This is a genomic window from Streptomyces sp. NPDC093111, assembly GCF_040683955.1.
Classification (GTDB): domain Bacteria; phylum Actinomycetota; class Actinomycetes; order Streptomycetales; family Streptomycetaceae; genus Streptomyces.
On the sequence record NZ_JBFBNW010000012.1, the window covers coordinates 198,622 to 209,705 of the forward strand.

At 68.3% G+C, this 11,084-nt stretch carries 12 protein-coding genes; all 12 read right to left on the minus strand.

Going from position 1 to position 11,084, the window contains the following annotated elements:
• Positions 1–67 precede the first annotated feature (67 nt).
• The 12 genes from AB0Q96_RS22465 to AB0Q96_RS22520 all read right to left on the minus strand — a co-directional run bounded on the left by AB0Q96_RS22465 (position 68) and on the right by AB0Q96_RS22520 (position 11,075).
• Positions 68–1,048, minus strand: a complete 981-nt coding sequence (locus AB0Q96_RS22465) for a helix-turn-helix domain-containing protein (RefSeq protein ID WP_365328066.1) — start codon at positions 1,046–1,048, stop codon at positions 68–70.
• An 87-nt stretch (positions 1,049–1,135) separates the two neighbouring features.
• Entirely contained in the window at positions 1,136–2,266 is a 1,131-nt protein-coding gene (locus AB0Q96_RS22470; RefSeq protein WP_365328068.1) for a PD-(D/E)XK nuclease family protein, read from the minus strand.
• Between the two features lie 25 nt (positions 2,267–2,291).
• Complete coding sequence (locus AB0Q96_RS22475; RefSeq protein ID WP_365328070.1) at positions 2,292–3,383, minus strand: AAA family ATPase; 1,092 nt, start codon at positions 3,381–3,383, stop codon at positions 2,292–2,294.
• A 26-nt stretch (positions 3,384–3,409) separates the two neighbouring features.
• Entirely contained in the window at positions 3,410–3,748 is a 339-nt protein-coding gene (locus AB0Q96_RS22480) for a hypothetical protein (RefSeq protein ID WP_365328072.1), read from the minus strand.
• A 218-nt stretch (positions 3,749–3,966) separates the two neighbouring features.
• Positions 3,967–4,551 carry a hypothetical protein gene (locus tag AB0Q96_RS22485; RefSeq protein WP_365328074.1) on the minus strand — a complete coding sequence of 195 codons (585 nt, stop codon included), beginning with the start codon at positions 4,549–4,551 and terminating at the stop codon, positions 3,967–3,969.
• A gap of 305 nt (positions 4,552–4,856) precedes the next feature.
• Positions 4,857–5,069 carry a cold-shock protein gene (locus tag AB0Q96_RS22490; protein ID WP_365328330.1) on the minus strand — a complete coding sequence of 71 codons (213 nt, stop codon included), beginning with the start codon at positions 5,067–5,069 and terminating at the stop codon, positions 4,857–4,859.
• Between the two features lie 170 nt (positions 5,070–5,239).
• Positions 5,240–5,512 (minus strand): hypothetical protein, encoded by a 273-nt coding sequence (locus AB0Q96_RS22495; RefSeq protein WP_365328076.1) that lies wholly within the window; start codon positions 5,510–5,512, stop codon positions 5,240–5,242.
• Positions 5,513–5,544: 32 nt separating this feature from the next.
• On the minus strand, positions 5,545–6,393 hold the full coding sequence (locus AB0Q96_RS22500) for a peptidoglycan-binding protein (protein ID WP_365328078.1): 849 nt from the start codon (positions 6,391–6,393) through the stop codon (positions 5,545–5,547).
• Positions 6,394–6,449: 56 nt separating this feature from the next.
• Positions 6,450–6,806, minus strand: coding sequence for a hypothetical protein (locus AB0Q96_RS22505; protein ID WP_365328080.1), 357 nt, complete (start codon positions 6,804–6,806; stop codon positions 6,450–6,452).
• A 74-nt stretch (positions 6,807–6,880) separates the two neighbouring features.
• Positions 6,881–9,058, minus strand: coding sequence for a hypothetical protein (locus AB0Q96_RS22510; protein ID WP_365328082.1), 2,178 nt, complete (start codon positions 9,056–9,058; stop codon positions 6,881–6,883).
• Between the two features lie 2 nt (positions 9,059–9,060).
• Positions 9,061–10,146, minus strand: a complete 1,086-nt coding sequence (locus tag AB0Q96_RS22515) for a hypothetical protein (RefSeq protein ID WP_365328084.1) — start codon at positions 10,144–10,146, stop codon at positions 9,061–9,063.
• Positions 10,146–11,075 carry a hypothetical protein gene (locus AB0Q96_RS22520; RefSeq protein ID WP_365328086.1) on the minus strand — a complete coding sequence of 310 codons (930 nt, stop codon included), beginning with the start codon at positions 11,073–11,075 and terminating at the stop codon, positions 10,146–10,148. Before AB0Q96_RS22520 ends, AB0Q96_RS22515 begins: the two co-directional genes overlap by 1 nt.
• Positions 11,076–11,084 lie beyond the last annotated feature (9 nt).

The following is an 11,084-nucleotide window of genomic DNA, read 5'->3' on the forward strand; positions in this document are numbered from 1 at the left end:
CCCTCCTTGCGCTTCTATTCTATATGCAATTGCCGGGATGTCCATATTTTTGGCGGAATTTTCCTGGCTACTGCTGTTGGCGCTTGAGCTCCTTGAAGCTCCGCACGGCGGCACGGGCCTCCTCACGGGCTCTCTCGGCCGTCTCCACCTGCGCGTCGGCTTGTTGACGCCGACTGGCTGCCCCCTCCCTCCAGTCCTCCCAGAACTGGCTGTCAGCCCGCCTCTCCGCCTCCTTGGCCCGCACCCGCTCGCGCTCCCGTCCTGCACGCGGATTGGTGCCGCAGCCACGACAGGACGCAGCAGGGCGGCCTCTGTGCCTCTCGCAACCCTCTGGGGACGCAGCGCGCTCCTGCTCAGAAGAGCCAGCAGCAGGCGGAGCAGGCTCCCCTACGGCGTCAGCCGTGGGGGTAGGGGGGAAAGGAAGAACAGAGGAAGGACCAGGAAAGGAAGGGGTTTCACCGAGGGAACCCACAGGGTTTCCCTCGCGGAACTCACCGGGTTCCACCGGGGGAACCCGGGGCTCCTGGGCTTCAGGGTTCCCCTCGCGCAACCCTGCGCTGTCAGCAGGGTTCCCTTCGTGGAACCCTGGCTCCACCTGCGCAGATTCGCCTCTCTGGCGGCGCTCGGCTTCTCTCTTCTCCACGTCCTGGTAGGTCATGGCCGGCTTGTCGGGCTTGGGGCGCGATACTCCCGGGCGGGCCAACCGCGGGTTCTTCGGTGCCGCCTTGCGCGCGGCGGCTGCGGCCTTGAGCTCCGGCGTGGTCGGGGTCGGAGGCACGCCGAGAGGGAAGACCCGGTAGACGGCAGCGCGCCCCACCTTCCCGGTCTCCACGCGCTCGACGAAGCCCTTGGCGATCAGCTCGGTGACGATGGTGATGGCGCGCTTGTCACTCACACCCACCCAGGCGGCAAGGCGCGTCAGGCCCGGCCGCGACAGGCGCGTTTCGTCATCGGCGGAGTCCGCGATCTTCATGAGGGCGAGCTTCTGCCCTTGGGTCACTTCTTCGGGTGGCAGGTAGGACGCAGCGATCATCAGCTGGATGGACACGGCACGCTTTCCTCGGACGGTGCGGGGCAGGACGGGGCGCCCCGCCCGGTCTCTGCCGGGCGGGGCTCATGAGGCGGTGTTCGTACGTCAGGCGGGTCCGACGTTGATGACCCGAGGCGTCTTCCGTCCCGTCTTCCGGCGTGGCACCGGCAGTCCAGCTGCGGTCAGGTTCTTGATCATGCGGCCGGCGTCCGGAACCATCGGCACCGGCAGGCTCGCGACCTCGTGCAGGTCGACCATGGCCTCGAGGTCGTCCTCCTCGCCGTCGTTGCCGCCGCGCCAGGAGAGCCGGTTGGGCCCGTAGATCCCCTCCGGGGAACGGTCGAGCTTCTGGCGCGCGAGCTGCTTGATCCGGGCTCCCTCCGCCGCGAGCTCGTGGCCCTTCACGTAGTCGATCAGGGCCTGTTCACGGTCGGCGTCGTTGTGGATGAGCGCGGTCTGGACGGGGGCACCCGGCTCGGCTTCGGGCCAGCACAGGGACCGGAAGGGGCAGTAATCGCAGATGGGGTCCAGCCCCGGTCCGTTGAAGTCGCGCGGCATCTGGTCCGGGTCGGTCGTCTCCCTCACCCGTTCCACCCACCATCCGGCTTCGGCGGCGCGCTGGGGGTCGAAGTCGATCTCCTGGACGTGCTCGGCGCCGTTGTCCCTGTTGATGAAGCGGAAGCGGATGCGGCCGATCTCCAGGGGCCCCAGCCGGGCGAGGTACCGCTGCCCAGGAACGTCCTCGAAGCCCACCTCGGCGAGGGCACCGGCGTACAGGTGCACCTGCCGCAGTTCGGCGGCCGTGGCGCCGTATCGGCGGACCTGGTCCCACAGGTAGGTCGATTTGGTCTTGACGTCTTCCACCGTGAGCACGTCGGCCGGGACCGCGGGCCGGTGACGGGCGGGCAGCCGCGCGGCGGTCGCCGCGTCGAGCTGCACGACGTCAACGTGCCCTCGGATGCGGCTGTCCTGAATGCTGCGCTCGACGAGCCACCGGTATTCGGTGCGCGCCGACTCCAGGAGGCCGTGGTGGATGTAGGTGCCGAGGATGGCGGCCCGCTTGTCGGACTGATCCGTCGGGACTACACCGTGGAGGATGTAGGCGGCCCGGCGTCCGCACACCGTGTCGGACGCTCCCAGCTGGGTCTGAAGGGAGCGCGGCCGGCGAGCGTCGACGTCGTGGGCCGCGTCCCATATGGAGGGTGCGGCGGTGCCGGGAAGGGCTGCTACGGACATGAGGGGATCTCCAGAGTCGAGGGGGTCACTGCTCGGCATCCGCGTCCTGCTCGGCTGCCCTCTGGCGAGCGGCGGCGCGGAGCTTGTCGGCGTCGGACAGGGGGCCCTCCCCCATGCCGGAGCGGGGGTTCTCCAGTTCGGCGGCCCGCCGCTCGGCAGCAGCTCGGATGGTGAGGATCTCCTCGCGGCCGAGCCGGTTGGCCTGGTCCGGGACCGACCGCCACAGTGCCTGGAGGGCGTCCTTGTCCTTCAGCTTCTCGATGCGGTTCAGCCAGGGCTGGACGAGGTCGCCAGTGAGGGCGGGCATGATCCGGGGCTGAGACTCGACGGAGCAGCCGAGCTTGCTGAAGACCAGGTCCTCGATACTGAAGTCCTGCAAGGTGATGGGCTTCCCGCGCTGCACCTGCACCCTGAGGGAACGGACCTTGATGACCTGCGGGTCGGTGTCGCGCTTCATGCGGATCCAGCAGGTGGCGTCGAAGCCGAGGTCCTTCTGTGCCGCGACCTTCCACTCCGTCTTGTTCCGGACCGGCTGGCCGGTGTCGTCGGTTGCGCTGACCTCCTTGCCGCGCGCCAGGACGATGGCGATGCCGGGCAGGGTGCGCAGGAGGTAGATCACCCTGCTCCACCGCTCCAGAGCGTCGTTCCAGAGGTTGCGGCCGATGTCGTACGCGGCGTCCGGGTCGTCCTGGAGGAGCTTGCGGTTCTTGTTGGTTCGCCGACCGCGCTCGTAGGTCCAGTTGGTCAGCATCCGCCACAGGGCGGAGCCAGAGTCGATGACGAGGACGACCGGCTTCTCCTTGGCTGCGGCCGCTCGCCGCGCCTCGGAGTGCACCGCCTCGATCTGCTCAAGGATGTCCCGGTAGGTACCGTCGTGCTCGATGATCAGGTAGTCCGCGCCCTCGATGGCCGCGTACTCGTCTGCGCTGCCTTCGTCGAGGTCGATCCAGTACATCTGGCCGATGCGGTCGCTGCTGGAGAACTGGGCGGCTGAGTAGGTCTTGCCGGCGCCCTCTTCCCCTTCGATGAGGAGAAGCGGCCACGGGACTATCCCGGTCGGCTTGCGGGTCCTGATTTTGATGCCAGGCGCCTTGGGGGCGTCCGTTGGTGCGGTCACGATCTGGCTCCAAGAGGTCGTGTGGGTCAGTCCGCGCGCAAGCTGCGGACCTCGAAAAGAGGCGCCCACTCCGGGTGGTCGTCCAGAAGCAGCCGGACGTACCGGGAGCGGTAGGAGTTGTTCAGCGCGAACTCATCGCCGTGGGTGGCCGCCCCGTACTGGTAGCGCAGGAGCTCGAAGAGCATCCCGATGCCAATGCGGCTGAACCCGGTGGCTACGCAGTCGGCGGTGAGCCGTTCCAGCGCCCGTGCCACCCAGGGGTTGCAAGCGTGGAATGCCTCGAACCGCTCTTGAATCGTCAGGCCGGAGGTACCGGAGGGACGACGAACGGGCTGGATGCCGAACAACGGCGGCTGCTCGATCAACAAGGCTCCCCCTCAGAGATAGACCGACGACTCTGGAGTGTTGGAATCTATCTTTGGATGGGCGAATTGTCGATCGTCAGCAACATCGACCACCCCACGGCGGCCCCCTGATTCCGTACACGACCCTCCCTCAACGCACGAAAGCGCACCCCCCTGGATGCGCTTCCATTCTATATGCGATTAGGGGTGAATTCAAATCAAATCGCCTGCTACGGAACCTAGTTGCCGGGCTTCGCTGCCGCCCTACCTCGCGGAACGATCATGGAACCCGACCCGTCGTACGACCCCGCACGCAGGGCCTCCAGGACGCTCTCATCCATCGACCAATCCGCCGTGCGGGCGCCAGCCTTGAGCGTGGGAGCCTCAGCCACCACGGGCTCCAGGAGCCAGATCGGAGAGCCCGAGAGGGTGTAGTCGGCGGGACGGAGCCGGCCCGAGTCCAGGGCATCACGCAGGAGCGGGCGCGACACCCCGAACAGCACACTCAGCTCCGCCTGACCTACGAGCGGGGGCAGCTCGCTCACCTCGCTCGCCCAGTAGCCCGGGTCCTGCGAGGCGACCAGACGCTCAAGCGCCGCCGAGTTCAGATGCCGCGGCCGGGGCGTGGTCTCCCCGAACTCCTTGGCAAACCGCAACAGCCAGTACGGCGAGCCGCTGATGATCTTGGCATACCGGTAGTCGAGCGTGTGGTCCCGGCTGATCCACTGGCTGACCTGGAGCCGCTTCACGTCGTACAGCTCGGCGAACTCCGCCCCGCCGACCAGGTACGGCTTCCTCGCCGCCAGCCCCTGTCCCTCTACCACTTCGACGCCTCCCGCTCTACCAACGTATGCATATAGATTGTAACCAGTGGGCGTGGAGACTCGGCGCTGCCCAGAACGGCGGTAGAGTGGGTGTCTCCAAGAGGTCGAAGGCCCCCGTCGTATGACGGGGGCCTTCTTCCTTGCATGAGCACCGAGAGTTCTGAGCCCGAAGATCAGGCTCGCTGTCCGGTGACAGCGAACCTTGAGTACATGGCAAGGAAGGTTGAGCGGTCGCTGCCGGGCTGACGAACCCGGAAGGGCAGGGGCGGGGCCGGGCCTGGCCCCACCCCCAGCAAGGTGCGGACCTACTCGGGTTGGACCTCCACGGCCTGCATTCCCTTCAGGCCCCGTTCGGCGACGAAGGTGACGTCTTGCCCTTCCGTGAGGGTCCTGGGTCCGTCGGTCCGGATGGCCTTGTAGTCGGTGGGGAGATCGTCGCCCCCATCCGCCGGGGTGATGAACCCACGTCCCATCTCGTCGTTGAACCACTTCACTGTGCCGTGCTGGCGGTCACCCATGCTGCGTCCCATCGTCCGGGATGATGATCAATCGATGGAGACCGCTACCCGCGCCCAGGTGCATACATGCACATCTCACCCATCCGGGGACACTCGGACGGCGCATCTGAACTACGTGATCAACCTTCGATGACACGAACTCACATCAGTCAAAGTCCGACGGCGCACGATCAAGATTCGCTGTCACAGGACACGCTCGGCAGAGGCACCGGGGCCGTCTCGTACTGCGGGGGACGGGCGTACCCGAGCAGCCATCCGAAGCGCGGCGACAGGTGCGTCTCGGCCAGGCGGAAGACCCCGTAGTAGAGGAAGGCCGCGAGCGGCGTCAGGACCTCGGTGAGCGTGGACGCGTTGAGGTCGAGGCCGTAGCGCAGGGCGAAGGCGACGATCGCGCCGGCGATGGCCGGAACGCCCGTGCGCAGGAGGGACACGTACAGGTTCACAGGGAGCTGTCTCCTTGGTCGAATCGGTGAGGTCAGGCGAAGAGCCGATGCCAGGTCTCAGGGCCGGGCAGCCCGTCGGCGTCCGCGCCGCTCCAGCCCTGGGCTCGCTGGAAGGTCGCGACGTTCAGTCGGTCCGCCTCGCCCCAGTCGCGGCTGGGGCCGACCCGGTAGTGCTTGCCGTAGCCCCGGCTGACGAGCTGCTGACCGAGCAGGAGGATCGAGCCGTTCGACTTGCCGGGGCCGAAGGCGCCCCGCCCGGGAAAGCGGGGCGGACCGGGCTTGGGGGCCGGCGATCCGTCCGCGGGCCACTTCGGCATTGGGCCCGGGTCCGTGTGCGTGTTCTCAGGCGTCTGGCTGTGCCCGTAGTGCCCGCCCCGGGTTTCCCACACCTCCTCGCTCCGGTTCGCGGACCAGGAGGGGAAGCCCATGGGCCAGCCGTCGGGGACGCCCCAGCTCCGGGCCCAGGCCAGAATCTTGTCCAGCCCTTTCGCAGGTGTGTCACGGACGGTCGCGTACGACTTGCCGTTGACGCGGCAGTGCGGGAAGAAGAGCGTCTCGACCTGGAGGCAGACCTTCCCAGTGCGGTTCGTCCGCGTGCCGCCGGAGAGGTCCACAACCGACTTCGACCGGCTGTTCGCCGGGTAGAACTGCGCGATTCGGCCCGTGAAGGGGTCCCAGAGCAGGTGGGGGGCCGAGCTGCGTCCGGCGCCGGTGAAGTACGCCACGAGCCGGTCGAACGGGACGAGATCGGCCGGGCGGGCTGAGCTGGCGTTCTTGTCCCAGGTGATGTGCCAGATCACGCGCGGGGCGTACTGGGTGTCGGTCGGTGCCGTATCGCCGAGCGGGTGCCGCTCGGCGCCGGGCAGCCAGAGGTCGGGCATGAGGCGCGTCCTGCTTCTCCCCCGCGCCAGCTGAGTTGTAGGTGGTGGTGTTAGCCCTACGGGCTACCGCGGGCGGCAAGTACCAGCTGCAGCACGGTCAGCAGCACCGGGGCGATGAACGCGGAGACGACGAGGCGCCGGTTCGTGGTGGCCTGCTCCCGGTCTTGGCTGCGCTCCCGCTTCACTTCCTCAAGGTCGCGTTCGAGAGAGTCGATCCGCTGGACGACGTTGCGCTGGTCGGCTCGGTAGACGTCCACGGTGACCACCTCGGCCAAGCGGTTCGCCAGGGCGGCGATGTCGCCGCGCAGATCGTCACGGAGCTGGGCGAGGTCGTCGCGCTGGTCCTCGCGCAGCTGGACGACGGCGCGGTGCAGCTCCCACAGCGTGGGCTCCGCACCCGGCGGGATGGTCACCGCGAACTCCTAGTGATCGGTGGCCCCGCGCCACGCCTCGATCATACGGCGGAACTTCGGACGGTCAGCCAGCGTCAGTCCAGCGGGTAGCGGATGCCGCTCAGGCTCAGGTGCGCCGTCCCGGTCGCCAGTGCCGTGGACGCAGCCGCGGTGACGTTGGTCAGGGTGACAACGCCCGTGGCCGGGTTGAGATTTAGGAAGGCCGCTGCCCCGTTCGAGACGAGAACCTGGAACTGCTGGGTGTAGCTGGCCTTCGGCCGGGCCGCAGCAGGGAGGACCATGACCATCTCGCTTGAGCCCACGGGGTCCTTGGAGGTCCGCTTGAGCACCCCTCGCAGCCCGACGGTTTTGTCGGGGAAGACCTTGCAGGCGACCCGGTCCCAGGTTCCCCCGTACTGAACCCAGCCTGACGCGATCGTCGGCTCGCGCCAGGCCTCGTTGTAGCGGCTGATCCATCCGTCAGGGTCGACCGTGAACGTGCCGCCGATGTAGACCGGCGCGCGGCCCCCCGGGTTCTCCGCGTTGATGTTGTTGCCCTCGATGACGAGGTGGGTGCGGATGGAGTCGCCGATCTCGACAGAGCCCGCCTCGATGATCGCCTTGGTGGCGACCACTTCGAGGTAGGAGGTGTCAGGCTCCGACCACATGGTGATCGCAGAGTTGGGCCACGTGGGCTCCGATGCCATGGCCTTCATGGCGCCGCCCGCCGTGTTCGCCGCGCGCAGTACAGCCGACTGCAGCCTCAGGGTGGAACGGTTACTGCTGGCGTCGTACAGCGAGTAGACGGCCGCTGGTTCGACCTCGGCTGCCGAGCCCGACGGGAGCTGCACCCGCCCGGACGCCGGCGTCGTTTCGCTGGCGGGTACGGACGTGATCTCCACCCGGCTGCCCGAGTCGGCGGTGCGCAGGGTGGCGCCGTTGATCTCGGCGCCGATGATCTTCAGGCCGGTGATCGTCTTGCCGTTGAGCGCGTCGGCCTTGATCATGTCGGCCGTGACGACACCCGCGGTCAGGAGGGCGACGCGGACGTTGTTGACGTCCATGTGATCGCCGGTCAGGGTCTGGAACTTCACCTCCCGGCCGGTGATGCTCTGGGCTACGACCTTCTCGCCTGTGATGGAGTTCGCGGCCAGCTCGGTGGTGCCTATGGAACCCGCCAGGACCATGCCGGCCGTGACGACCGTGCGAAGCTCGGAGTTGTCGAAGGACACCGTCCCCTGGCTCGCCTGGACGGCTTCCGCCCATACCTCGGCTCTCACCGTGTGGGCGGGCGCCTGAGCCTGACCGCTCATACGCGTCCACGCAGAGTTGGGCGCGGCCGCCCGCTCGACGGCGTCTGCCCCCAGCGTGGCGCCGCTCGCGTCGCACCACCGCAGGGCGAGCCGCGCGCCGAGTCCGGACCAGTCGAGACTGGTCCGGTAGTCGACCGCGAGGAAGAACCGGTCGCCCGGGGAGACCGGAAGCACGGCAAGCCGCTGGCCTCGTGTAGTCGGCACGTCGGCGGTGACGGTCGCTGTGAGGCAGCGGGCCGAGTTGTAGCCCGGCCCCGTCAGCTGCCAGTCGGGACTGTCGGCGATCAGCTTCTCGGAATACGGGCCTTCGAATCCGCCGTCGGGTAGGAGGTTGCCGGTCCCGATGGCGAGGCGGTCCGCATCAACGGCGCCGACCGCGATCTTCGCGCGGCTGACGGCGGCATCCGCGAGCGCCAGCTCGCCCACGATGCCGTCGAGCACCGCTTCGGCGACGACCGGCATGCGACCCAGAGGCCCCGCAGGCGAGGATGGCGGCGACGCGGTGCCTGACGTGTTCCGTGCCACGAGGCAGACGTATTGGGGTGTCTCGGCCTGGACGGTGAAGGTGCCGCCCTGCGGAGACTCAATGGTCGCGCGCAGAGTCGATGAATCTGGCGTGAAGGGCACCTCTGCGGTGTGGATCTCCAGCCGAGCCCAGTCCAGGGGGGCGGCGCTCCCGTCGAGGAACTGCCCGTCCCAAGCCACCGTCACGCCTCCGATCGACGGCACGAGCGTCGGCTGAGTCGGCTGCGGAGGGGGCGGCCCGTTGGTGACGGTGAGGCCGGTCGTACCGTCCGGCTGCTGGCCGATGATCGCGCGAAGGGATCCGTCCCCGTCGTAGACGCTGATCGCGCCGTCCTCGATGGAGGAGTAGGCAAGCTGGGCGGTCCGGCTCGTGCTGTCGAGCCGCCGCTCGACGCCGGCGAGGCGGGCGGCGAAGTCGGCTATGGGGTTGCTCATGATCACGCTCCGTAGGTGAATCTGTCGGCCCGCGCCAGTTGAACTGTGATCTGCTCCGGCCCGGCGTCGGACGGCGGCTTCAGGAGCCAGCCGGTGATCCGAGCCCAGCCGTCGTACTGTGTCCACTCGTCGGTGAGGCGCACGCGGACGTCGTCACCGATCTGGAAGGAGCCGATGCGCGCCGCAGGGTGGTCCCGAAGCACGATCTCGGTGACCTCCCCGATGACCGATCGGGCCACGCGCTCGGCGCGAGCACGCGCGGCCAGGCGGTCGGTCGCCTTCTCGTCCGGGAGTTCAAGCACGTGCTCCAGCCGGAGCCGCCCGTTTCGGGCCGCATCGACGGCGCGGCGCCGGGAACGGCCCTCGCCGGCACCGAGGCCGATGATCACCTGGGCGTAGGCGTCGGCGTCGTACTGCACCGGGACCGCCGAGGCCACGTTGATTCCGGATGTGAAGCTGATGTCCTGCCGTCGGGTTCCAAGGCGGGGCCAGCCGATGCGTATGCGCTGGGTCGGAGAGTTGCCCGACCATGCGACCGCTTCGGTCCACTCCGGACCGCCAGCGACCGCAACCATGTCGTCGACGACCTTCGCGAGAGAGGGTGCCTCCCACCACGAAGTGGAGTATGGCTCGGCGGGCGTCCCGACCGTAGCCCGCGACGTTGTGGCGTCCACTGCGACGCGCACGTCCCCGTCTGGCTGAGCCTGGCAGTACGCCCACGCGTCCCGGATCACACGGCACGGGTCGGCGTGCACCCAGGGACCGCGGCCGCCGAGGTTGCCGTGCGTATCCGTCCGCTTGGTCAGGTAGGACCCGAAGCCGCTGGCCTCCAGGCGGAGCTTCTGTCCTTCGGGCTCGGCTCTCCAGATCAGCCCGCCCCACAGCAGTGTCCGGTCGCGCTCGACGTAGATCGCCGTGGTCCCAGGGTCTACCTGGGAAGGCATCAGCCCGGCCAGCTTGGGTTCCAGGACGCCCGTGAAGGAGCCGGGTCCGGACAGCTCGGGCCCGAACTCCACCTCGCTCAGGGGAAGATCCCAGGCCAGCGTCTGGCCGGTGAGGGCATGCGTCGTGAGGTAGCGGTACGCCATCAGATGACGCCCTCGCTGAACTCCACGTCGCAGATCATCGAGGTGCCGCCGTCGACGGCCAGGTTGCCGGTCTCCGCCTTCGACATGTAGGTCTGCACGTACAGGATCTGGTTCGTCCCGCGCATGGCGGCCGAGACTCCGAGGCTGTCGGCGAGGACGATCGCGCTCCGCCGTGTGTTCTTGCCCTGGTCGTCGTCGATGACGGTGTCCTGGCCCTGAATCGGGCCGAAGACCTGCTGCATGGTGGCGTAGACATCGGCGCTGTCCATACGGAGACCTGCGAAGGTCGTGATCGCTTTGACGTTCACGGCCCAGTCGGGGACGGGGATGGTCCACCGCGCGGCCGCCGGCCACGTGTGCCAGCGGTTGTCCGAGTAGGTCAGGCGCTGGAGGCTGCCCGGGAAGGCGGTGTAGAGGCGGCGGTCCCTGCGCGGGTTGGCGATGCGCCGCAGGTCCTTGATCATCGCGTCCGTGATCGTCGCCGTGTTGGGCGGGATGTCGATCCGGGCCAGGGGTATCGCGGTCATCCCGGCCGGGACCGCGGTTGCTGTCGCCCCCACGTTGGGGATGACATGGAAGTATCCGATGTCCTCAGTGGCGGGGTCCCGGTTGCCCTCGTACTCCGGATCCTCCACTCGGTGTACGAGCAGGTCCGAACGCGCCGACGCGCCCGTGGGCGCGATGGGGACCGTGGTGTCGCCCACGTTGTACTGGGTGTAGGCGCCTTGGGCCCATGACGCACCGCGGATGATGGACGACCCGTCTCCGACGCGGACGGCGGAGCCCGGCGTCGAGAGCTGCCTGACCTTGAGGTCGTTGGCCTCGGTGACGCCCTGGGAACCGCGTGCGAGGTCCCTGATCATCATGCGCATCGCGCGGGCGGGGTGGGTTCCGCCGTGGGTGAGCATGGGCGGCTGAATGAGTGGCACAGCGGGTCT

Coding starts and splice junctions, on each gene's coding strand:
- AB0Q96_RS22490 (WP_365328330.1), bottom strand. CDS start 5,069: ATGGGTGACCGCCAGCACGGCACAGTGAAGTGGTTCAACGACGAGATG.
- AB0Q96_RS22515 (WP_365328084.1), bottom strand. CDS start 10,146: ATGGCGTACCGCTACCTCACGACGCATGCCCTCACCGGCCAGACGCTG.
- AB0Q96_RS22470 (WP_365328068.1), bottom strand. CDS start 2,266: ATGTCCGTAGCAGCCCTTCCCGGCACCGCCGCACCCTCCATATGGGAC.
- AB0Q96_RS22500 (WP_365328078.1), bottom strand. CDS start 6,393: ATGCCCGACCTCTGGCTGCCCGGCGCCGAGCGGCACCCGCTCGGCGAT.
- AB0Q96_RS22510 (WP_365328082.1), bottom strand. CDS start 9,058: ATGAGCAACCCCATAGCCGACTTCGCCGCCCGCCTCGCCGGCGTCGAG.